The sequence below is a fragment of the Paenibacillus sp. FSL P2-0173 genome (assembly GCF_038008045.1).
GTDB classification, from domain to species: Bacteria; Bacillota; Bacilli; order Paenibacillales; family Paenibacillaceae; genus Paenibacillus; species Paenibacillus polymyxa_B.
The window spans coordinates 1,432,019-1,453,675 of the sequence record NZ_JBBOYK010000001.1 but is presented as its reverse complement, the minus strand read 5'-3'; the positions used below and the strand labels follow the sequence as shown (position 1 = coordinate 1,453,675).

Annotated in this window: 22 protein-coding genes and 1 pseudogene; 20 read left to right on the top strand and 3 right to left on the bottom strand. The window is 43.8% G+C overall.

From position 1 onward, the window contains the following. Positions 1 to 28 precede the first annotated feature (28 nt). From MKX30_RS06405 to MKX30_RS06360, 10 genes and pseudogenes are all read left to right on the top strand, one after another. Positions 29 to 442, top strand: a complete 414-nt coding sequence (locus MKX30_RS06405; RefSeq protein ID WP_339200578.1) for a GNAT family N-acetyltransferase — start codon at positions 29 to 31, stop codon at positions 440 to 442. 186 nt (positions 443 to 628) lie between these two features. Beyond that, positions 629 to 1,078 carry a hypothetical protein gene (locus MKX30_RS06400; protein WP_076264713.1) on the top strand — a complete coding sequence of 150 codons (450 nt, stop codon included), beginning with the start codon at positions 629 to 631 and terminating at the stop codon, positions 1,076 to 1,078. A gap of 110 nt (positions 1,079 to 1,188) precedes the next feature. After that, entirely contained in the window at positions 1,189 to 1,686 is a 498-nt protein-coding gene (locus MKX30_RS06395; RefSeq protein WP_076264712.1) for a GNAT family N-acetyltransferase, read from the top strand. Positions 1,687 to 1,893: 207 nt separating this feature from the next. Continuing rightward, entirely contained in the window at positions 1,894 to 2,517 is a 624-nt protein-coding gene (locus MKX30_RS06390; RefSeq protein WP_076264711.1) for a hypothetical protein, read from the top strand. A gap of 70 nt (positions 2,518 to 2,587) precedes the next feature. After that, on the top strand, positions 2,588 to 3,037 hold the full coding sequence (locus MKX30_RS06385) for a protein export chaperone secb (RefSeq protein WP_076264710.1): 450 nt from the start codon (positions 2,588 to 2,590) through the stop codon (positions 3,035 to 3,037). Positions 3,038 to 3,248: 211 nt separating this feature from the next. Continuing rightward, entirely contained in the window at positions 3,249 to 3,383 is a 135-nt protein-coding gene (locus MKX30_RS06380) for a hypothetical protein (protein WP_256703474.1), read from the top strand. 115 nt (positions 3,384 to 3,498) lie between these two features. After that, positions 3,499 to 3,729 (top strand): annotated as a pseudogene (locus tag MKX30_RS06375) (methyltransferase); the annotation flags it as partial. A 138-nt stretch (positions 3,730 to 3,867) separates the two neighbouring features. Then, positions 3,868 to 4,422: a hypothetical protein gene (locus MKX30_RS06370; protein WP_075154537.1), complete on the top strand. Its 555-nt coding sequence runs from the start codon at positions 3,868 to 3,870 to the stop codon at positions 4,420 to 4,422. Positions 4,423 to 4,657: 235 nt separating this feature from the next. Then, positions 4,658 to 5,113, top strand: coding sequence for a DinB family protein (locus MKX30_RS06365; RefSeq protein WP_068942466.1), 456 nt, complete (start codon positions 4,658 to 4,660; stop codon positions 5,111 to 5,113). A 21-nt stretch (positions 5,114 to 5,134) separates the two neighbouring features. After that, positions 5,135 to 5,761, top strand: coding sequence for a class I SAM-dependent methyltransferase (locus MKX30_RS06360; protein ID WP_341062592.1), 627 nt, complete (start codon positions 5,135 to 5,137; stop codon positions 5,759 to 5,761). A 160-nt stretch (positions 5,762 to 5,921) separates the two neighbouring features. On the opposite strand, the gene MKX30_RS06355 is transcribed toward MKX30_RS06360, so the two are convergent. After that, positions 5,922 to 6,785, bottom strand: coding sequence for a sulfurtransferase (locus tag MKX30_RS06355; protein ID WP_075154534.1), 864 nt, complete (start codon positions 6,783 to 6,785; stop codon positions 5,922 to 5,924). A gap of 75 nt (positions 6,786 to 6,860) precedes the next feature. After that, complete coding sequence (locus tag MKX30_RS06350) at positions 6,861 to 7,805, bottom strand: DMT family transporter (protein WP_068942459.1); 945 nt, start codon at positions 7,803 to 7,805, stop codon at positions 6,861 to 6,863. A 233-nt stretch (positions 7,806 to 8,038) separates the two neighbouring features. On the opposite strand from MKX30_RS06350, the gene MKX30_RS06345 reads away from it, so the two are divergent. The 7 genes from MKX30_RS06345 to MKX30_RS06315 all read left to right on the top strand — a co-directional run bounded on the left by MKX30_RS06345 (position 8,039) and on the right by MKX30_RS06315 (position 15,059). Then, positions 8,039 to 8,947 (top strand): hypothetical protein, encoded by a 909-nt coding sequence (locus tag MKX30_RS06345; protein WP_069080346.1) that lies wholly within the window; start codon positions 8,039 to 8,041, stop codon positions 8,945 to 8,947. Positions 8,948 to 9,159: 212 nt separating this feature from the next. Beyond that, complete coding sequence (dapD, locus tag MKX30_RS06340) at positions 9,160 to 9,873, top strand: 2,3,4,5-tetrahydropyridine-2,6-dicarboxylate N-acetyltransferase (RefSeq protein ID WP_076264709.1); 714 nt, start codon at positions 9,160 to 9,162, stop codon at positions 9,871 to 9,873. A gap of 181 nt (positions 9,874 to 10,054) precedes the next feature. Beyond that, positions 10,055 to 11,191 (top strand): N-acetyldiaminopimelate deacetylase, encoded by a 1,137-nt coding sequence (locus tag MKX30_RS06335; protein WP_023989588.1) that lies wholly within the window; start codon positions 10,055 to 10,057, stop codon positions 11,189 to 11,191. A gap of 75 nt (positions 11,192 to 11,266) precedes the next feature. Continuing rightward, positions 11,267 to 12,376 (top strand): ABC transporter ATP-binding protein, encoded by a 1,110-nt coding sequence (locus MKX30_RS06330; protein WP_028542542.1) that lies wholly within the window; start codon positions 11,267 to 11,269, stop codon positions 12,374 to 12,376. After that, complete coding sequence (locus tag MKX30_RS06325) at positions 12,366 to 13,178, top strand: ABC transporter permease (RefSeq protein ID WP_023989586.1); 813 nt, start codon at positions 12,366 to 12,368, stop codon at positions 13,176 to 13,178. Before MKX30_RS06330 ends, MKX30_RS06325 begins: the two co-directional genes overlap by 11 nt. Next, positions 13,168 to 13,989: an ABC transporter permease gene (locus tag MKX30_RS06320; RefSeq protein ID WP_013311255.1), complete on the top strand. Its 822-nt coding sequence runs from the start codon at positions 13,168 to 13,170 to the stop codon at positions 13,987 to 13,989. The genes MKX30_RS06325 and MKX30_RS06320 overlap by 11 nt, the downstream gene beginning before the upstream one ends. Beyond that, positions 13,986 to 15,059, top strand: coding sequence for an ABC transporter substrate-binding protein (locus MKX30_RS06315; protein WP_028542540.1), 1,074 nt, complete (start codon positions 13,986 to 13,988; stop codon positions 15,057 to 15,059). Before MKX30_RS06320 ends, MKX30_RS06315 begins: the two co-directional genes overlap by 4 nt. 515 nt (positions 15,060 to 15,574) lie before the next feature. Here the strand turns inward: MKX30_RS06315 and MKX30_RS06310 are convergent. Then, positions 15,575 to 16,729: an aminotransferase A gene (locus MKX30_RS06310; protein WP_076264707.1), complete on the bottom strand. Its 1,155-nt coding sequence runs from the start codon at positions 16,727 to 16,729 to the stop codon at positions 15,575 to 15,577. A 306-nt stretch (positions 16,730 to 17,035) separates the two neighbouring features. Between MKX30_RS06310 and MKX30_RS06305 the strand changes: the two genes are divergently transcribed. From MKX30_RS06305 to MKX30_RS06295, 3 genes are all read left to right on the top strand, one after another. Further along, on the top strand, positions 17,036 to 20,419 hold the full coding sequence (locus MKX30_RS06305; RefSeq protein WP_076264706.1) for an S-layer homology domain-containing protein: 3,384 nt from the start codon (positions 17,036 to 17,038) through the stop codon (positions 20,417 to 20,419). 115 nt (positions 20,420 to 20,534) lie between these two features. Further along, positions 20,535 to 20,936, top strand: coding sequence for a VOC family protein (locus MKX30_RS06300; protein WP_023989581.1), 402 nt, complete (start codon positions 20,535 to 20,537; stop codon positions 20,934 to 20,936). A 109-nt stretch (positions 20,937 to 21,045) separates the two neighbouring features. After that, positions 21,046 to 21,576, top strand: coding sequence for a GNAT family N-acetyltransferase (locus MKX30_RS06295; RefSeq protein ID WP_076264705.1), 531 nt, complete (start codon positions 21,046 to 21,048; stop codon positions 21,574 to 21,576). The last annotated feature ends 81 nt before the right edge of the window (positions 21,577 to 21,657 follow it).

Genomic DNA, 21,657 nt, shown 5'->3' with positions numbered 1-21,657 from the left:
ATGAAAAGAGTGAAAGGGAGGATTTACAATGCAGATTGATTTTGCGATTGAATCAGATTATGAGTATATCGCGTTAAGAGACAAGCACATACATAAGACACTTATAAGACCAAAAATAAAAGAAAATGAAATTCTAATAATTAGAGAATCCAATCAAGAAATAGGTTGGATGAGATACGGATTTTTTTGGGACAACACACCATTTATGAATATGATATGGATAGATGAGGAGTATAGAGGAACAGGTATTGGTAAAAAAGTTGTCCAGTATTGGGAAGAATTAATGAAACAAAAAGGATTTGAAATGGTCATGACCTCAACACTTTCAAATGAAGGAGCCCAACATTTTTATAGAAAGCTTGGATATAGAGATGCTGGATGTTTAATGCTTGAGAACGAACCTCTAGAAATAATACTGACAAAGGATTTAAACAAAAATTGACGTTGAGTAAATCAAGGAAGGCACTGTAATCTGACAACATAACATTCAAGCTGCCGCTCCAATGGAGCCTAGGTCTGTGAGTTGGATTTCGAAGAGGAATTTCAGCAGACACCCCCTTTGGGGTTCATGAATACAGGAACGTTATGCGAAACCTCAGTAAATTAAATACGGTATGGAAGTGAATTGATGGAGGGACCAATCATAACTTGTATGAGTATAGGCGTTTATGCTCATGCACTTACAAGGGGCAATAAATACATCGTAAAAAAAGAAGATGGGGACAAGTATAGAATTATTGGAAACCATGGAAAAGCAGTTTGGATATCAAAAGCTCATTTTATTGAAGGAAATATAGAAGTGCCTTTTTTAGAAAGATGGAAGTTTGATGATGATCCAAAGGAGTTTGATTTGGTGGAGGTGACCCTTACTTTTTCGGATGGAAGTGAACGTTGGAGTTTGGTGACAACCCCTCAAAAATTAGTAAATCACTTTAAAAAAGAAATGGAACCACCAGGCTTTAATATTAAACATCTAATTATAACGAAAACAATGGACCACGACGATATTGAAAAAACATTGAAATATTTAGAGGTAAATGATGAATTAACAGAAGCAAGCCAATCTTTGGAACGTTGATTCGGAGAGGATGGAGGAATTGCATAACATAATATTCAAGCTACGGCTCTTATGGAAAATATAGAAACGTTAGGTGAAACCTTTGAGAATCTAGAAATGAGGTAACTTCAATGATACAATACAGAATCCGACCAATAATAGAAGATGATGTGTTTTTTTTATGGGAGATGTTATATGAATCATTATTTGTCCCAGAAGGTCAAGAGCCATTCGATAAAGCGATAATAAAAGACCCTTATATATCAAAGTATATTGAAGGTTGGGGAAGAGAGGGGGATTTTGGATTTATAGCAATGAACCATGAGGGTGAACCCGTCGGATCAATAACAGTTCGATATTTTAACGAGGATAATAAGGGATTTGGATTTATTGATAATGATGTACCCGAACTAGGAATGGCTTTGTTAAAAGAATACAGGGGGAGGAAAATCGGAATGGCCTTAATGGATGAATTATTTAAAGAAGCTAGGAAGAGGAATATAAAAAAATTATCCCTCAGTGTTGATCCGAGCAATGCAGCGGCAATGAAACTCTACGAGAGATTCGGATTTAAAGAAGTTGGGAAAGTTGATTCATCAATCACGATGGTTGTTGATTTGAGAAGTTAAAATACAGTAGTAATAGGGATTATTTTAAGGAACTCAAAAGAGATCAAGGGTATCGCCTAACATCATATTCAAGCAGCGGCTCCTTACGGAGTATGGGTCTGCGAGGTGGATTTCGGAGAGGAATTTCAGCAGACAACCCCTTAGGGGTTCATGAATGCAAGAACGTTAGCTGAAATATGACTAAAAAAACAAAAAGGAGCCAAAACAATGAGTGAATTTACTTCAGGAAGCTTATCACTATTGAAATATAAAGAAGCAATTCTTGAGCATGATCCTATATACGCGGAGGATTTAAATGACAAATGGTTTGTTTTCGTAACCAAAGATACAGAAGAAAGTGAAGAAATTCCAGAAAGTCTATTTCAAATTTCAGAAAAAATCCCAGTGTTATATTTTTATAATTTTGAAGATCACTGTTGGGGATACCGTGTAGTTTACAATTCACAAGAGATAGCAAGTCTTCATATATCATATGTGTTATTAGATACTTCAATTATTAAGCTTGCAGAAGAAAGATATCCAGAGGAAGATCACATTGAATTTTTATATGTAGACCCTAGAGGGGACAAAATCAGAACTGAATTAATTGAAGAAGTTCTGAGATCTAATGAATACAATGAGAAAATAGCAAAACAGTTTACAAATTGCAATCTAAAAACATTTAGATTTTTTGAACTAGATAATGAGCGAATAAAACAATTAGACGATATTTTGAATAATAATTACTATACACAACTGGAATCTAAGCATCAGTTAGTAGAAGAGTTTAAAGAATTATTAAACATTGAGGAAATGAGCTGGATACGAGCAGATAGAATGAATGAAGATTAGAAGCTAATAGATAGTGAGGGCTTGTAGATATAAGAACGTTAGGTGAAATACGGAGTGTTAGGAGGCCTGAATGAATTACGATGAAGTATTAAATGAAGTATTCTTTAAAGATGGAAGTCTAAGGGATATTTATATATTGGATACAGACATCCAAGTATGGGCTCTAATTTTTGATCATTTGAAAAGTAATAGAATTAATTATCGAGTGACTATAGATGGGCTAATAACTAGAATTAGGGATATTGCTGAATTGTTAAGAATAAAAAAAGAAGCAAGTATTGGGATAACTATTGAATATAGTAAAATTGATATTTGTGGGCATTTTTATGAAGGAAGCGTTATTGAATTTGATATTTCACCAATACAGATAGACTCAGAGAAAAAAATAGATGTACTCATGAACTTTCTAAAAGATTTAAGTCGGAACCTAAACAAAACGATAATTATAACTCCAGAAATGACTATAGAAGAGGTATTAGTTCGAGTAGAGCCTAAAGGGAAAATTGAATTAATTATGTGAGTATTTCAGTGCATTCCACCTAACATCGTATTCACACTGTAGTCGCTTTCGCTTCCTTGGTCCACTAGATGCGGCTCAAGAAGCGAATTCAGTGGACCGTCTGAGAACTTAACCATGTAGCGGGCAGCTCCTTCAGAGCCTTAAGGTTCTCATGTTCGTGAATACACAAACGTTAGCCGAAATAACCGTAATATTGAAAAGGAGAGTATACATGAAATTTACTTATACACTAAGTAATATTGGTTGGGCAGATGTACATCTTCGAATTGAAAATTCGGAAATTTATACTTCTCCAAGCTATCTCTCTGGGGCTCAGGCGATCAACCTTGCAAGGCTAAGTATTTGACTCGGTGCTGAAGCACCTTAATCCTTTCGGGGGATAAATACATAAACGTTAGCTGAAAATCGCCAAATTAAATAACAAGGGGGATTTTTATGTCTGATATTACTGGGACAATAAAATTGATTATCTAAGAAATACCCGCTGGTTGTACTATAACGATGATTACTTGGAATTTCTTATACAAAGGGTTTGGAAGATAAATAAACCTGTAAAGATCATAGATTATGGATGCGATTTTGGATATTTAGGACTAAAGCTTCTTCCATTGCTACCAAATGGATCAACATATACTGGCATTGACAAAGGCATGGAATTAATTAAGCAAGCCAATAAAATATCAAAAACAATATGAAGCAGAAGCAACTTTTTCTAAAGAGTTCAGTGATAAATCTTGGTTAGTATAACACCTAATATGAAGATTTCCTTTGGTACGGTACAGGGACTTTTAAAGTAGGGTGTATGCAAAAAACATTGTGGGAGGCTATATGTGGGTACAGACATTTGGTTTTTTGTAGAGAAAAGGTACTTCAGAGACGAATGTGAACAGATTGATGGTACTTGGAGAAAAATCAAAAAGAGTAAGCAAGAATTAAATGATACTGCTACTTGGTTAAGTGTAGATAAGTGGACTGTTAACCCTTATTACTATCTGTATCCAGAACACAAGACTTCTAAATTGAAACCAAGTGATCCTTATGAATTTTACAGTGGGGATAGAAACTATGATTTATTTAGTATTCTATCGAATACTAGGAATGATCATAATCTAAAGTTTATATCTTTGCCAAGAGGTCTTCCAGTGGATATTTCCCCTCAATTGAGTGAAGTTGCATTCGAGGATAAAGATGATTTTTATGACCACAGTTGGCTATTATTGAAGGATTTAATTAATTTTAAATGGGATGAAAATTATTATTGTGATCAATTTATGGAATACAGAAATATTATGAATACATGTTCGAACTTCATCAATGAAACAATTCCAAAATTATTGAAATTAGGGAATGCTGAAGATGTAAGAGTGATTTTCTGGTTTGGTTAGGACAGAATATTCGTCTTATTTATCAGGTGAGTTATGTGGGATTAGAAGATGTTAGTAGCTCAAAAAAATGTGGTGGATATCCTATACTTAATATTCAACTGCATCTCCTTACGGAGCCTAGGTCTGCGAGAAGGAGTCTCGAAAAAGGATTTTCAGCAGACAACCCCTTTGGGGGAGCGTGAATACAAAAACGTTATCCTAAATAATTGCAATTTGAAAAAAGGAGCGTGATACCATGAATGAGAAGTCACGGTTACTAGAGGAGTTCAAAGAATGGATCGGTTTTGTTTCTGAGATTCGTGAAATGGATTGGCAAATAACGATTGCTGAAGGTAAATGGTCAGTTCAGGATGTCGTAAGTCATATACTGCTGTGGGATAAATACTTTTTTGAAGCAGCAATAAATCCGATATTAAACAATAAACCTTTGACATTAACACATATGGATTTTGAACAATTTAATCAGGATGCTATTGAATATGGAAAAACAAAAACGAAAGAAGAATTAATTAAAATGACTATTCAGTACCGTAACATGATATTGGAGAGTATAGAGAGTTTTGAAGACGATAAGTTTACTAAAGAATATGCTAACGGGAAGTTTACTGTAATATCATATTTAAGAGATTTTATCTGGCATGATCAACATCATATCAGACAGATTGATGAACTTAAAAGAAAAGCTATGTGAGTATATAGGCGGGTGAATCATATGGGGGATTATTGGAACAAAAGATTTACTGAAGAAGGGATGATTTGGGGTTGTGAACCAAGTCAAACTGTAACCCAAGCTATAGATTTGTTCAAAAAGAATAATGTACATGATATTTTGGTTCCTGGTGCTGGATATGGAAGAAATACGAAGGCGTTCTCTTCTTATTTTCAGGTTGATGGAATTGAGATATCTAGTTCAGCTATAGATCTAGCAAAAGAATGGGACTTAAAAACGAATTTTATTCAAGAATCGGTATTAGAGTTTAGTACATGCCAAAAGTATGATGGAATATATTGTTATGATTTATTGCATTTATTTTTGTTAGAAGATCGAAAAAAACTGATACAGAATTGCGTGAAGCATTTGAAGGAATTGGGAGTAATGTATTTCACATGTTTTTCTGATTGTGATTTTAATAATGGTGTGGGTAGGGAAATTGAAGAAGGAACATATGAATACAAGAAAGGTAAATATGCTCACTTCTTTACTGAAGAAGATTTAAAAGGACATTTTAATGATTTGAATATATTAGAAACGGGTTCCATAAGAGAAACTCTGATATATGCAGAAAAACAACAGAAAAAATATGAATTAAGATATATATTTGTTCAAAAGATTGGATAGCTATTCAAAAAAGCAAGCAACTTCAACTACATCGTTTTATGCTTCACTTATCTCAAGTTGATTTTTTGTGCTTTTTGAACAAAGCAAATACACTGCCGTAAGCCTAATCGCTTAGGACAGTGTATTTGTCTTTAGAACCTGTATATCCGTTGAAAACTTTTTATTCCTCTCCGGTCGCCACCGGATTCTCCTCATAGCTGATCCAGTCGCTCCAGCTTCCCGGATATAAACGGACCTTACTAAATCCAGCTTCATTCAGGGCCAGTACATTGGGACAGGCGGATACGCCAGAACCGCAATACACGATAATTTCTGCGTTTGGATCAAGGTCGGCAAAGTGCTGCTGCAATTGTTCCGCATTTTTAAAGCTGCCTTTTTCGTCCAATACTTCTTTCCAAAAGTAATTCACCGCACCGGGGATATGCCCCGCAGCTTGATCTATGGGCTCTTCCAGTCCCAGGTAGCGCGGCCGCTCTCTGGAGTCGATCAGTATAGGTGAAAAACCGATATAGGAGCCAACAGGAGCAGAATCTTCGGATATATGTTGTACTTCTTTCATACTTGTGAGCATTTGTGGCTGAACATTTGCCACAAAGGTCGAGGGAATGCGAATCGGCTGATCTGCCGTAACGGGGAATTTTGCTTCCTTCCAGGCACTGTAGCCTTCTTCCAGTACGTACACCTGCTCATGCCCGAGATAGCGCAGGAGCCACCAGAAGCGGGAAGCCATCATACCGCCTTGGTCATCATAAGCGACGATGCGTGAAGATGCGTTGATCCCGGCACGACTCAGACGTGCGGCAAGTGTATCCGCATCAGGTAATGGATGGCGACCACCATGCTCACCAAGAGGAGCAGTAAGGTCTTCTTCCAAATCGAAGTGAACCGCCCCTGGAATATGGTCTTCATTAAATTGAGTCCGTCCAGCCCCGGCTTGTCCGAGCAGGGAACGGCAGTCAGCAATGATCATGTCCGGCTCATACAATCGGGCCAGCAGCCAGCGTTTGGATACGATGGATTTCATAGAGGATTCCGCCTTCCTTTATTTAACAGTAAATTTAATCCGTTGAGTATGGTTTATGAAAATGGGGTAAATAAGTTAAGAGCTGGCCTTCAGGGGATGCTCAGTGTCGGGCAACTCACTTTGGTGGATGACTTTCTTTTTAAAATCCGCTCCGTATCGGATAAAAATCCATACCCCGAACAGGATGAAAAAGCCTGCACCAAATTGTAAAGTAGACAGCCTTTCCCCGAGCAGCACCCAAGCTAGCAGGGAAGAAATAACGGGTTCGCCGAGTACCGCCATCGACACCGCGGTGGCGTTAATGTATTTGAGTAGCCAGTTAAACAGGTAATGTCCGAACAGCGTAGGCACAATGGCAAGCAGCAGGAACAGTCCCCATTCCCGTGGAGCGTATCCGGTAAAAGGAATGGCATTGACCACATTATACAGCGCAAGTGAGGTGGCTGCGATGGCGAAAACCCAAAAATTATACACAAACGCGCTCAAATGCTCGCGCAGATGCTTGCCCATCAGCATATGGATGGACACGGCTACCATACCCAAGAAGGACAGTGCGTCCCCGAGCAGGGCTTGTCCCGAGACATTGAAGTCTCCAGCTCCGATGGCCAGTGAGCCGATAAAAGCCATACCCATTCCGATGAGCATAGCACGATTCGTGCCCGTCCGGAAAAACAAAAAAGAACCGAGCATGACAAGGATCGGCTCCAATGTCATAATAACGGTAGAGCTTGCAACGGTGGTCAGTCGCAGTGAGCCCATCCAGAGTAAGAAATGCAGCCCTAGCGCAATGCCGGACCAGAGGATCAGCATCCACTGCTTGCGGGTCAGGCTAAACAGCTCAGTGCGGTACTTCCAGACCAAAGGCAGCATGATCAGATTGGTTAGGTACAAACGGTACATAGCGATGACGGACACCTCGGCTTCAGACCATCTTACGAAGATCGAGGAGAACGAAATAGCGATAATACCTACGATGTACAATAATTCAAAGGAAAACGACGGTTTGTGTGCTTGATTCATGTGGCAGCTCCATCCGTATGGAAGAAAGTAAATACGTCTATGTTCTTTCCAAGCGGTATCTCGAAAAATAGGTTTAATACAGCCCATTATACCGTACCTGACATTCCCGTGGTATTAGGATTTTGCAAAATCCTGAGAATATTATAAACGGGAGCAGGAGGTAGGATTTTAAGTGAGATGCTGCGTAGAACTTTTGCTGCACAAGCTCGTCTATCATAGTGGAGGTGGATTTTATGAAAAAACAAAACACATTTTCAATCATACTACTGACTGTAGTGGCAGTGCTGGCTCTGTCAGCCTGTGGAACGAAACCGCAAACCAATAACACCGCACCTCAAGGGTCAGACCAACCGCAAACGCAACAGCAGCCGCAAGTTAAACCGGAGCCAATCGCTGAGCCGGAGGTTAAAAAAGGCACAGGTGTATACAATGGAGCTGCTGACCCCCATACGGTTGAAATTGAAACCAATGGCGAAGCCCAATCCTTCCAATTGGGGGAGGGACTGGACACGGTAATAGCTGGACTTAAAGAAGGCGATACAGTAGCGTTTGAATACAACGAAAAAGCAGTAGAGGGCGACGCGACGGCGAAGCAACTGACTTTAACGAAAATACAAAAAACAGAGGCTGCAACAGATAGCAGTCAAAACGGAAGTTCCAGTCAAGCAGTAGGCGGGGAACGCTCGAAAACTCAAGCTTTTGAGCTTACCCTTGAAGGAAAAAAGGAAAAGCAGACAGCAACATTGGCAAAAGGAGAGGGATATTCACTGTATGTGTTTGATCCGATGTCCCTGTTTCCCGATCAAAACCGTGTTGCCTTGGCTGTAGATGATAACTATTATGCTGAAATTACAAAGCTGCCCTCCGATTTTAATCTGGATGAGCTTCAAAAAGAAGGTGAGAAGGATCTAGCTTCCATCGGTAAGGTGCAAAAGCTGGACAAAGCAGCCATACCTGAAGCGTTATCCAGTAGCCGTCTGTTCTTACAAGCGAGCAGTTCGAAGATGACACAGCAATATATTGTTGTAGAAAATAAAACAGGCGGTTTCATCGTGAAAGTGAACATTCCACAAGGTGAACCTGCTGAAGGATTCGAATCCTTCATTTATACATCGCTGGAGAGCCTGCAAGCTAATAAATAACCCTCTTTGGTGTTGGGGTGGTCGGCGGCTTACAATCATGAATTTAAGGCAGTCATGCCGCTGAAAATTGTTATTTTAAGGGTTAGGTTAGAGCTATAAGGGTCTAATCTATAATTGCGAGACCTGCACTTTTGTGCTATAAAGGATGAGAGAATAAGATCATTCCGGCTTGCGAAGTCGTATGAAGCGATGAAGGAGTTGTTAGATTTACTATGTCCATCGAAATGAATACACAAGAAGTCATCAACGTGATTAAAAACAGCAAGAAAAAGACGCCTGTTAAAGTATATGTAAAAGGAGCTTTGGCTACCGCATCTTTTGGCGAGAATGTTCAAGCTTTTATTTCTGGAGACAGTGGTGTTGTATTTGGGGATTGGGCTGATATCAAGCCTGTACTGGATAGCGCAAACGCGAAAGAAGAAGACTATGTGGTGGAAAATGACCGCCGTAACTCTGCTGTTCCTATGCTCGATCTGAAAGGCATCAATGCCCGCATTGAGCCAGGCGCATATATTCGTGATATGGTTGGCATCGGTAACAACGCAGTCATCATGATGGGTGCAGTGATTAACATCGGTGTCACCATTGGTGAAGGCACGATGATTGATATGAATGCTGTGCTGGGCGGTCGTGTTAAAGTAGGTAACATGTGTCACATCGGTGCAGGCGTTGTCCTGGCGGGTGTCATTGAACCACCATCTGCACAGCCAGTTGTAGTAGAAGACGATGTATTGATCGGTGCGAATTCGGTCGTATTGGAAGGCGTGCGAATTGGTAAAGGTGCAGTTGTTGCAGCCGGAGCTGTCGTAACTGAAGATGTGCCTGAATACTCCGTAGTGGCGGGTACACCTGCACGTGTGATCAAACAGGTCGACGATAAGACCAAATCTAAAACTGAGATTTTGAAAGAACTGCGCGTTCTGTAAGAAGGCAAAAGTTTTTTATGTACCAAAGGTGAACGATTCCTTGTCAGAAGCATGATGCACTGACAGCATAACTTAGGGACGAAGCACAACGGACAAGGCTCGGCGGCTGCGCCGGGCTTTTGTCCTTTTGTTCTTTTGCCAGATAAGAGCTGATGAGCTATAAAGAGGAGGCGTAGCGGTAATGAGTACGGTCGACTATCGTTCTTTTGTCCAAATACGAAGAGATTTACATCAAATTCCCGAGCCAGGTTTTGAGGAATACAAAACACAGCAATATTTGCTGGATTATTTGGAAACGCTCCCTCAGGAGCGGTTGGAAATTCGTACATGGCGTACGGGCGTGTTAGTGTTCATTCATGGAACAGCTCCTGAACGCCGCTATGGATATCGTTGTGATATGGATGGTTTACCGATTGAAGAAGAGACAGGGTACGATTTTCGTTCGAACCATCCCGGCTATATGCATGCTTGTGGACACGATTTACATATGACGATTGGATTGGGAATTGTTACTCACTTTGCAAGCCATCCGATTAAGGATGACCTGGTTGTGCTGTTTCAACCTGCTGAGGAAGGGCCGGGCGGAGCCTTGCCTATGCGGGACAGCATGGAGCTGGCAGACTGGATACCCGATGAAATTGTCGCGCTGCATGTTGCACCTGAATATCCTGTCGGTACCATTGCGACTCGCCCGGGCATCCTATTTGCCAATACGTCGGAGCTTTTCATCGACCTGAAGGGTATGGGCGGGCATGCTGCGTATCCACACAAGGCGAATGATATGGTAGTAGCTGCTTGCCAACTGGTGGGACAATTACAGACGGTTGTAGCCCGTAATGTGAATCCACTCGATGCAGCGGTCATTACCGTGGGTAAGGTTAGCGGAGGCACGAAGCAAAATATTATCGCGGAAACCGCCCGTTTGGAGGGTACGATTCGAACGTTGTCAGCCGATACAATGATGCTGGTTAAATCACGGATTGAAGCGCTGGTACGCGGTGTTGAAGCTGGATTTGAATGCCATGCAGAGATTCACTATGGCTCAAACTATTTGCAAGTGTACAATGAAGCTCAGGTGACCGAGGAATTTATGAACTGGGTCCGTAATCGGCAGGATGTGCAGCTTATTGAATGCGGAGAAGCGATGACCGGAGAAGACTTTGGGTATTTTCTGGAGCGAATTCCCGGTCTGATGTTCTGGCTTGGTGTTGATACGCCTTATGGTTTGCATCATGCGAAGCTGGAACCTGCGGAGGAAGCGATTGGTGTAGCCATTCGTGTGCTGACAGACTATTTTACATGGAAGTCTCAAGGGTAAATGATACGCCCTGAATAATTATGTTTAATGAAAAGAATGAAATGGAATGAAGTCGAATTTTTGAAGGAGGGTGTTATGGGAGAGCAAACCATCATCCGATTTGAACGGGTGACCAAGCAATATGACAACGATCCCCCAGTGCTGGCGGACGTTAGCTTTGAGATTGAGCGTGGTAAATTTTATACACTGCTGGGTCCTTCCGGCTGTGGTAAAACGACGATTCTGCGTATGATTGCAGGTTTTGCGGAGCCGACAGAAGGCTCTATTTATTTGAATGGAAAACTCATTAATCGTGTTCCAGCCAATGAGCGGCAGGTCAATACGGTTTTTCAAGATTATGCGCTATTTCCGCATCTGAATGTGTTTGAAAATGTAGCCTTTGGTCTGCGCATCAAAAAGATGAACAAAAAGGACATTCAGGAGAAGGTGACACAGGCGTTGTCCTTTGTCAATCTGGAAGGCTACGGTGAGCGAGAAATTTCTGAGATGTCTGGGGGACAGCGTCAGCGTGTAGCCATCGCACGGGCTATCGTCAATGAGCCTGATGTTCTTTTGTTGGATGAACCGTTGTCTGCACTGGATTTAAAGCTGCGTACAGAAATGCAGTACATTTTGCGCGAAATGCAGCAGCGCCTTGGAATTACCTTTATTTTCGTTACGCATGATCAGGAGGAAGCGCTGGCCATGTCGGACGAAATTTTTGTCATGAATAAAGGCAAGATTGAGCAGAGTGGTACGCCTAATGATATTTATGATGAGCCGATCAATCGGTTTGTTGCTGATTTCATCGGCGAGTCCAATATTGTCCCAGGACGGATGATTGCGGATTATCAAGTGGAATTTAACGGTCGACAGTTTGAGTGTGTCGACGGAGGATTACGTCCGAACGAACCTATTGAAATTGTGATCCGGCCAGAGGACTTGGAGATTACGAGTGTGGCTGAAGGCAAGCTACGTGTAAAAGTGGATACCCAATTGTTTCGTGGTGTTCACTATGAAATAAGCTGCTATGATGATTCGGGTCAGGAGTGGCTCGTACATTCTACCAAAAAGGCGGAGCTGGGCAGTGAAATCGGTCTGCGATTTGACCCGGAAGCGATCCATGTGATGCGGTTCGGGGAAACAGAGGAAGAATTTGATCGGCGTCTGGAAGCCTATGAAGAGGTGGATCAGCATGTCCGGTAATACAAGAGCAGCGTATCTGCTGCCTTACTATTTATGGATTGTGCTGTTCGTGGCAGCTCCGGTTGTACTTGTGTTTTACTATTCATTATTTGATGTGGATGGTCATCTCACCTTCAACAACTACGCTCAGTTTCTGACACCTGTTTATTTGAGCATGACGCTTAGCTCGTTCTGGTATGCATTTCTGATCACTGTATTTTCACTGTTAGTTGCTTACCCGGCAGCATATTTGCTCACACGCACCAAGCATAAGCAACTGTGGCTGTTGCTTATTATTTTGCCGACCTGGATTAACTTGCTACTCAAAACGTATGCTTTTATAGGGATCTTTGGTACCTATGGCCCGGTGAATGCGGTGTTAGGTATGGTTGGGTTGGGTGGTCAGCAATTATTGTTTACCAGCTCCAGCTTTGTGTTTGTGTCGGTTTATATTTTTGTGCCTTTTATGATTTTGCCCATTTATAACGCGCTGGAAGGGCTAAACCCGTCATTGCTGGACGCAGCCCGTGATTTGGGAGCCTCCAAATGGACCGCGTTTCGCAGGGTTATTTTCCCGTTAACGCTTGCGGGTGTGCGATCCGGTTGCATGGCTGTGTTTATCCCAGCGTTGTCGCTGTTTATGATTACCCGCCTGATTGCAGGTAACCGTGTGATTACACTGGGGACGGCGATAGAGCAGCATTTTCTGGTTACTCAGGATTGGGGTATGGGCTCTACGGTTGCCGTGTTCCTGATTTTGGCGATGGGGATCATTATGCTGCTCACCTCGGGAACGAAACGGAGGGTGCGGCATGGTAAATAAAAACCGATTCGGGAATATTTATTTGGTGATTGTTTTTCTCGTGTTGTACGCACCTATTTTGTATTTGATGTACTATTCCTTCAACAGTGGCGGGACGATGCATGAGTTTGAAGGTTTTACACTTCAATATTACAAAGAGGTGTTTGCAGACACTCGCTTGATCATTATTGTCATTAACACCTTGGTGATTGCTCTGCTGTCGTCTGCGTTAGCTACGATTATTGGCATCATGGGTGCGCTGGCTATTCATCAGATGCAGAACCGTCGAGTCAAGAATACGCTGCTGTCGCTCAATAATGTATTGATCGTGAACCCGGACGTCATTATTGGCGCTTCCTTCCTCATTTTGTTCACGATGGTCGGGATTAAGCTGGGTTTCTACTCCGTTTTATTATCCCATATTGCATTTAGTGTGCCGATTGCGGTCATTATGATTTTGCCGCGGTTGCAGGAAATGAGTCCATCTCTGGTCGATGCCGCGCGTGATTTGGGTGCCAGCCGAATGGATGTGCTGACCAAGGTGATTCTACCCTTTATCAAGCCAGGGATTTATGCGGGCTTCTTTATGGCGTTAACATACTCGCTGGATGATTTTGCGGTGACCTTTTTTGTGACAGGTAGTGGCTATTCGACCTTATCGGTGGAAATATACTCACGTGCCCGTCAAGGGGTTTCCTTGTCCATCAATGCGCTATCCACGCTCATTTTCCTGTTTACTGTGCTGCTGGTGGTGGGTTACTACTTTATTATGCGCAAGGCGAATCGTAATGGTAAAAAAGAGCCTGCGGCAGAAATGGGGGTGCCTAGATGAAGTCACTTGTGCGCGTGTTTCTGTCCATCTTCATCATCTCGTTTGGGCTGATGGGGGTGGCCGCATGGCTTAATTCCAGTCAAGGCTACTCCGGTGGCAACACACTGACGGTGTACAACTGGGGAGACTACATTGATCCTGAGCTGTTGGAACGGTTTCAGAAGGAGACGGGGATTACTGTCATTTATCAGACCTTTGACTCCAATGAGGCGATGCTGACGAAAATCGAGCAGGGAGGAACTTCGTTTGACGTAGCGGTTCCCTCGGAATATGCTTTGGCTAAAATGAAGCAGGAGCACTTGTTGCTCCCGTTGGACCACAGCAAGCTGCCGAATTTGAAGCATGTGGATTCTCATTTTCTAAACCTTTCGTTTGACCCGAATAATGAATACTCGGTACCGTATTTTTGGGGTACAGTCGGGATTGTGTTTAACCCTGAGCTGACGAAAGGCATTGATTTTCATAGCTGGAACGGTCTGTGGAATCCAAAGCTACGTAATAACCTACTGTTGGTTGATGGTGCGAGGGAAGTCGTAGGAATGTCACTGAACAGCCTTCACTATTCCTTGAACGATACGAATGAGGCACATTTACAGCAGGCTTTGACGAAGTTGGAGAAATTAGCGCCTAATGTCAAAGCGGTTGTCGGTGACGAGATTAAAATGCTGCTGGCAAACGAGGAAGCTGCTGCCGGCGTTGTATGGTCCGGTGATGCGTCTGAAATCATGGATGAGAACGAGAAGCTCGATTACATCGTGCCAGATGAAGGCTCCAACTTGTGGTTTGATAATATGGTTATTCCAAAAACCGCTACGCATGTGGATGCGGCCCATAAGTTCATCAATTTCATGATGCAGCCCGATGTAGCCGCTCAAAATGCCGAGTTTGTAGGATACTCCACACCTAATGAGGATGGAAAGAAGTTGTTGCCTGAAGATATCTCTGGTGACGAGCGTTTTTATCCTCCGTCGGAAATTACTGACAAGCTGGAAGTATACAACAATCTGGGCAAGCGCATGCTCGCTCATTACAATGAATTGTTCCTGCAATTCAAAATGCATTTAAAGTAGGGGAGTGGCGTTGGGATTAGGGGTTGGTGCTTTAAAGGTCGCTGCGGTGGTGGATGGTGCTTACCATCGCTGTTAAATTCCGATTTTTATGATTGAATATTTAAAGGTTAAAATCTCAATTTAAAGGCGACCGCTTCGCTTGTCCAGCACCATTCCGCCCCCTCCGCTGCACCGTGCTTAAAGGTACGCACCCATGAATCCCTACGCCGATAGCCGGTGGGAGTAGTGGAAGAGCGAAAAGGCCTCTGAGCCACCTGTACGGGTGGCTCAGAGGCCTTTTTTATGTTTACTCACCGCGCAAAGCGTACCCCTGCGTCTCCCACACACGTTAGAGAATTGTGGGATTTTAAGGCGGGCAGTGAGCGAAGCGGGCCATTTGAATCTGGAGAAGCGGTAGTGTTCGCTTTTGCTGTGGGATTCTTACCTATAAATGTTTTATCCAATTCAAGAATCCCACCGCAACGGCGATCGGAAGATCAAATGGACTGCGTAGCGCCTCCTCCCGCCTTAACTCCCTATAACCCTTTAACAAACCTCTCTATTTTATCCAACCCTTGCTCCAGCACATCCTGCCCGTAAGCATAAGACAAGCGAATGTATCCTTCGCCATAGGAAGAAAAGGCATCTCCAGGTACGACAGCCACTCCATGCTCTTCCAGCAGCTTCAAGGTAAAATCCATAGAGCTTAATCCAAAATGCGCGATGGAAGGGAAAAGGTAAAAGGCTCCCTCGGGTTTCTCCAGCGGGATACCCATGTCTGTCAGCCTTCCATGTACATAATCACGACGCTTGCGGTATTCCTCACGCATCGGAAGTGCATCATCGACACCAGTGGTCAAGGCTTCCAGGGCAGCATATTGGCTAATCGAGCTGGCACAGGTTACGTTGTACTGATGGACTTTGACCATGTGCTGTGTAATTTCAGCGGGTGCAAGTGTAAAACCAATGCGCCATCCCGTCATGGAATGTGATTTGGACAGACCGTTGATGACGATGGTACGCTCCCGCATACCTGGTAGAGCTGCAATGGACACGTGGGGGGTATCGTAAATCAGTTCACTGTATATTTCATCCGAAATGATAAACAGATCACGCTCCTTCAGTAAATCCGCGACCGCTTCCAGTTCTTCACGGCTCATCACTCGTCCGGTTGGATTCGAAGGATATCCGAGAATGATTGCTTTTGTCCGTTCGGTCAGATAAGGCTCCAGCACCTCGGCCGTGAGCTTGAAGCCGCTACTGCGGGTATCGGCAAACACAGGAATGCCGCCTGACAAACGGATCAATGGCTCGTACCCTGGGTAGATCGGGACAGGTAGAACAACTTCATCGCCGGGTGACAAAATCGTGCGTAAAGTAATATCCAGCGCTTCACTGGCTCCATTCGTTACGATAACCTCATCCTGTCCACGGTAATTCAGGCCGTATTTACGAGCTACAAACGTCACTGCGGCTTCTCGTAATTCCGGCAGTCCTGGATTAGGTGTATAGGAGGTGCGTCCTTCGTTAATGGCCCGATGGGCTGCTTCCATAATATGCGCAGGGGTAGGGAAATCCGGCTGTCCGATCGTTAATGACAGGGTTCCGGGTAATGCGGCAACTTTGTTGGCGATTTTGCGGATGCCGCTGATTTGAATGTTTTTAACCTGATCGTTAAGCAAATGCTCCATAGCGTATGTGCCACCTTTTTCTGTATTAGAACAAGTTTACAATAATTTGATCTGAATATGCTACGGCAGGAAGAATTCATTTTTATATGATGGCTTTGCAAACATCCAATAAGCGACTTCCAATGAACAATATATAGACCGAAGTGGTCTAGTGCGTCTATATATTGCACTTTGGAGCGACTGGAATCGAATTTTTCAAAATCCTTACATAATTCAGGTACTAAATTGACTAATTTATGGTATCTTAAAAGAAGAATATATTTGTAAGCGTAATCATAGTAAAAATGGGGAGGGGAGTATCTTTTGATGAAACAAGAATACATAGTAAAAATATTACCCACGAAATTAAAAAGGTTCGGAATCACATGGCTCAGTGTCATACTGGTGCTTTCAGCTGGAGGGCCGGTAGGGTTGTCCAGTGGAAAAGCTTCGGCAGAGCCTGCATCTTTTGCAGGAAAAGAGGTGCAACCTTCACCCGTAACTGTAGGGGCAAGTGTATATGCAGATGTCTATTTTCCTAAAAAGCTTCGCATCCACGATATACAGGGGGTAGCACACCGTTCTCCATATGAAGGACAAAAAGTAGCGGATATTGAAGGCGTTGTCACAATGGTGAAGGGGAGCAGCTTCTATATCCAAGAGATGGATGATCAAGTGGATCAGGATGAAAAAACATCCGAGGCCATTTTAGTGTACAAGCCTAGTCACGGTGCACAGGTAGGGGATGAGGTAAGGGTTAGCGGTTCGGTGAAGGAATACACGGAAAGAACATATGCAAGTAAGCCAATCGACTTGACGACCACAGAAATTGTGGCTTCTTCGGTTAAGGTAATTGCCAATGACCGTCCATCGCCATCTCCAATTTTGCTAGGTGAACAGGGACGTGTGATGCCGACATCTGTTGTGGATAATGACGGAATGAAGGTGTTTGATCCACAGGAGGATGGCTTGGACTTTTTCGAAAGCCTGGAAGGCATGCGTGTAGAGTTGAAGGATGCCACTGTGATTGGTCCTTATGGTTATGAAATTCCAGTCCGAATTGATAACGGTCCAAACACAGGTGAGGTTGTAACGGAGGCAGGCGGACTCATGCTGACAGAAAGAAGTCTGAACCCGCAACGGATTCTGATTGATGCGAAGCCTTCGACATCGTTGAAGACAGGCGATCGTTTTGCGGGTCCTATCACAGGTGTGGTGAGCTATAGCTTTAGCAATTATAAGCTGCTGCCAGAGCGTATGCCGGATGTTGTACCTGGCGGCCTCCAGCCAGCCAACACGCGTTTGTTACGCGATGATCGTAAGCTGACAGTAGCTTCTTTTAATGTGGAAAACTTCGATCCCGGTGATGGAAAACGAATAGATCAGCTGGGGCAGGCTATTGCCGTAAATTTGAATCATCCGGATATCATAGGATTGCTGGAAGTGCAGGATAATAACGGTGAGAAAGACGATGGCACCACAGACGCTTCCGAAAGCTTCCGAGTGCTCATAGAGGCGATTCGTGCTCATGGAGGCCCGGAGTACGCTTTTACAGATATTGCCCCTGAAAATAATAAGGATGGCGGTGCCCCCGGTGGCAACATCCGTGTTGGCTTCTTGTACAATCCGCAACGTGTTACGCTGACCGACAAGCCCAAGGGGGATTCAGTTACGTCTGTCACTTATGGAGTGCAGGGACTCTCTCTCAACCCGGGTCGGATTGATCCCCTGAATGCGTCATTTGAAGACTCGCGCAAGCCGTTGGCCGCTGAATTTGAGTTTGAAGGCGAGCAGGTGATTGTGGTCTCTAACCATTTTAATTCCAAAGGGGGCGATCAAGCGCCATTTGGAGGAATTCAGCCACCTGTGCGAAGCAGCGAAATACAGCGTGCGAAGATTGCAACGATTGTGAATGGCTTTGTAAAGTCGGTACTGCAAGTGAACCCTAAGGCCAATATAGTGGTGCTCGGTGACCTGAATGATTTTCAATTTTCGGAAACGCTGGCTTTGCTACGGGGGCAGGGATTGACCAATCTGATTGACAACTTGGATGAAAAGGAACGGTACTCCTATATTTATGAAGGTAACTCGCAAACATTGGATCATATGCTGGTCAGCCCGTCACTGAGCAAAACATCCGTGCTGGATATCGTTCATATGAATGCAGACTTTAGTGCGGCGGACGGGCGGGTAAGCGATCATGATCCGTTGGTTGCGCAAATAGATTTGCCGCGCAAAACGGAAGAACCACCAACAGATGGTGGGAGTGGCCGAAATGACGATGACGATGACGATGAGGATCAGCAGGATAACGTTGGAAACGCCAACGCTGGGAATAGCAGTAGCAGTAACATGAATGGAACGGTAAATGGGCAGGGTCAGACTGCCAGTAGTGTACCCAATGGAAGCAGCCTGTCTGGTACAAATGTGGTGCAAGTCAAGTCTTTAATGATCGGAGTGGAGCAAAACGGACTGAAAAAGGCAGTTGCTCAAGTAACAGCTGCTGAAATACAAAAGGCCATTCAAAATGGCGCGAAGGGTACGCTTGTGATCCGTGCAGGGGAGCAAGTAGAAGCGAGGACGTACGAGGTTCATTTAAACGGTGAAGCTTTGGGAGCCGTCTTGAACGACCGTATTCATACCCTTCGAGTGGAAACGCCACAAGGTGGATATGAAGTAGCAACAAGTCGTTTGTCTCTTCAGAAACTGGCTGATACCTGGCAGGTGCCTGTAAAACAAATTTCCTTGAATGTTTCCGTCGCTTTGAACGAAGAATTGGCTAAACGCTTGGATGTTCCGACAGGGCGCAAACTGTTACAGGCTTTGGATATCGCCGCTGAGCTGAGAAACGAGGATGGACGGAAACAGCTTTTGGCAGGTAACGGAGACTCTGGTAGTGGGTATGAACGTTATCTGTTACGTGTTCCTGCAACGGTCGATGCAGACCAGCTTGCTGTAGTGAAGGTATCGACCAACCAAGCCGGACAGCTGTCCTATCAGCCTGTTCCTTTTCACGCTGCGAGTGAGGAAATAACCGTGTATGGACGTTCGGGAGGGACTTACGCTGTGCTTGATGGCGGGGCTTCTGGTGAAGTCAGAACGTTCATGGATATATCCGGCCATTGGGCGCAGCAAGACATTACACGGCTGGCGACTCGCCTGCTTGTGACGGGGACCGATTCAACAGCGTCTACAGCTAGTGCGACTCATGAAAGGGACTTAGCGAACATGCATTTTGAGCCTGAAGGCCAGATGCGACGCTCTGAACTGGCAGCGATGCTGGTTCGTGTGCTTGGACTGGAGCGTACAGATCGCACGCTGACGAGCTTTGACGACGTTCAAACCGAATCGTGGTATGCGGATTCCGTACGTACCACAGCAGCAGCCGGGCTGATCAACGGCTATGCTGACGGAAGCTTCCGTCCTAATACACCGGTATCGAGGGAGGAACTGGCTGTGATCATAGAGAGAGCCTTGCGCTTCGCTGGGAACACAGAAGAACATACAGGAGAAGTGAGTGAAAGTATATCTGTATCATTATCGGATGCGCAGGAGATCTCTACATGGGCAGCTCCGGCTGTGAAGACTTTGTCTGGACTAGGTATTATGAAGGGAGACGAGAAAGGCCGTTTTGGCCCGGATACATCTGTGACGAGGGCAGAAGCAGCGATTGTATTATCACGCACACTGGATAAGCTACATTGGGAATAGGAGACTTCATTACACAAATGTCAGATTGATTGACTTTATACGATAGTTAAGTTATCTTTTGTGGAGAGGTAGTATGATAAAGTAGAATGAATGACGAATGAAGAGGTGAAATGTCGTGGGAGTAACAGCTAAACAAATTTTTGTGAATTTACCAGTTAAAAACCTGCAACAGTCCATTGATTTTTTCACTACCATCGGATTTGAATTCAGCGCTCAGTTCACTGATGAACATGCAACCTGTATGGTTGTTAGTGAGCATATTTTTGTCATGTTATTGGTTGAAGAACGTTTTAAAGCGTTCACGACAAAAGAAATTTCAGATGCTACAAAAAGTACAGAAGCGATTGTTGCCTTATCGGTAGAGAGCCGAGAAAAGGTGGACGAGATCGTCCACAAGGCTTTGGAAGCAGGCGGCAAGCCCTCGAACGAACCTCAAGATCATGGTTTTATGTATGGATGGAGCTTTCAGGATTTGGATGGTCATCTGTGGGAGTTCTTTTATATGGCAGAGCAGTAATGGAAATAAGAATGATGAAGTAAACGAAGTATTATGGAAAGTAAGCTATCCTCAAAAGATAGTTTGCTTTCTTTATTGTATGTTATCGAACTCACCGGGAGGAATCACAATGTCTAACGAAATGAGAGTCTACCCTGTTCAAGCTCTGAGCGAAGCCCTGGCAGATTCACTGAGTCGACTGTTAATCGACGTGGTTGCAGACGGTGCATCTATAGGTTTCTTACCCCCATTAGGTTATGAGGAAGCAGCAGCTTATTGGAACAATGTACTTGAGGACGGTGTAGTTCTGTGGATTGCTGAGAAGGACGGAGTACCAGTAGGGACGGTACAGCTGCATTTGGCTCAAAAAGCTAACGCTATTCATCGTGCGGAAATTGCAAAGCTTATGGTGCATCCGTCCGGACGCAGACTGGGGATCGCACGACAGTTAATGAAGGTAGCGGAAGAAGAGGCACTAAGTCAGGATAGAACGTTACTGGTGCTCGATACGCGGGTGGGTGACCCCTCCAATGGACTATACGAGTCGATCGGGTTCGTAGAAGCTGGTGTTATTCCGGGTTATGCTCAATCAGCCGATGGTCAGCTTCATGCCACTCGATATTATTATAAGCCATTAAATCTGTATTCTAGTCATAGCTGAGCATTTACCGAATAATTGTGGTATATACGGGTAATCATAACTTGTCATAGGATTACATAGTTTTTTCCGCGTTTATTCGAC

What these genes read in the sequence shown, in the direction of transcription:
- MKX30_RS06405 (WP_339200578.1), top strand. Translation starts at nt 29, where the DNA reads ATGCAGATTGATTTTGCGATTGAATCAGATTATGAGTATATCGCGTTA.
- MKX30_RS06400 (WP_076264713.1), top strand. Translation starts at nt 629, where the DNA reads ATGGAGGGACCAATCATAACTTGTATGAGTATAGGCGTTTATGCTCAT.
- MKX30_RS06395 (WP_076264712.1), top strand. Translation starts at nt 1,189, where the DNA reads ATGATACAATACAGAATCCGACCAATAATAGAAGATGATGTGTTTTTT.
- MKX30_RS06390 (WP_076264711.1), top strand. Translation starts at nt 1,894, where the DNA reads ATGAGTGAATTTACTTCAGGAAGCTTATCACTATTGAAATATAAAGAA.
- MKX30_RS06385 (WP_076264710.1), top strand. Translation starts at nt 2,588, where the DNA reads ATGAATTACGATGAAGTATTAAATGAAGTATTCTTTAAAGATGGAAGT.
- MKX30_RS06380 (WP_256703474.1), top strand. Translation starts at nt 3,249, where the DNA reads ATGAAATTTACTTATACACTAAGTAATATTGGTTGGGCAGATGTACAT.
- MKX30_RS06365 (WP_068942466.1), top strand. Translation starts at nt 4,658, where the DNA reads ATGAATGAGAAGTCACGGTTACTAGAGGAGTTCAAAGAATGGATCGGT.
- MKX30_RS06360 (WP_341062592.1), top strand. Translation starts at nt 5,135, where the DNA reads ATGGGGGATTATTGGAACAAAAGATTTACTGAAGAAGGGATGATTTGG.
- MKX30_RS06355 (WP_075154534.1), bottom strand. Translation starts at nt 6,785, where the DNA reads ATGAAATCCATCGTATCCAAACGCTGGCTGCTGGCCCGATTGTATGAG.
- MKX30_RS06350 (WP_068942459.1), bottom strand. Translation starts at nt 7,805, where the DNA reads ATGAATCAAGCACACAAACCGTCGTTTTCCTTTGAATTATTGTACATC.
- MKX30_RS06345 (WP_069080346.1), top strand. Translation starts at nt 8,039, where the DNA reads ATGAAAAAACAAAACACATTTTCAATCATACTACTGACTGTAGTGGCA.
- dapD (WP_076264709.1), top strand. Translation starts at nt 9,160, where the DNA reads ATGTCCATCGAAATGAATACACAAGAAGTCATCAACGTGATTAAAAAC.
- MKX30_RS06335 (WP_023989588.1), top strand. Translation starts at nt 10,055, where the DNA reads ATGAGTACGGTCGACTATCGTTCTTTTGTCCAAATACGAAGAGATTTA.
- MKX30_RS06330 (WP_028542542.1), top strand. Translation starts at nt 11,267, where the DNA reads ATGGGAGAGCAAACCATCATCCGATTTGAACGGGTGACCAAGCAATAT.
- MKX30_RS06325 (WP_023989586.1), top strand. Translation starts at nt 12,366, where the DNA reads ATGTCCGGTAATACAAGAGCAGCGTATCTGCTGCCTTACTATTTATGG.
- MKX30_RS06320 (WP_013311255.1), top strand. Translation starts at nt 13,168, where the DNA reads ATGGTAAATAAAAACCGATTCGGGAATATTTATTTGGTGATTGTTTTT.
- MKX30_RS06315 (WP_028542540.1), top strand. Translation starts at nt 13,986, where the DNA reads ATGAAGTCACTTGTGCGCGTGTTTCTGTCCATCTTCATCATCTCGTTT.
- MKX30_RS06310 (WP_076264707.1), bottom strand. Translation starts at nt 16,729, where the DNA reads ATGGAGCATTTGCTTAACGATCAGGTTAAAAACATTCAAATCAGCGGC.
- MKX30_RS06305 (WP_076264706.1), top strand. Translation starts at nt 17,036, where the DNA reads ATGAAACAAGAATACATAGTAAAAATATTACCCACGAAATTAAAAAGG.
- MKX30_RS06295 (WP_076264705.1), top strand. Translation starts at nt 21,046, where the DNA reads ATGTCTAACGAAATGAGAGTCTACCCTGTTCAAGCTCTGAGCGAAGCC.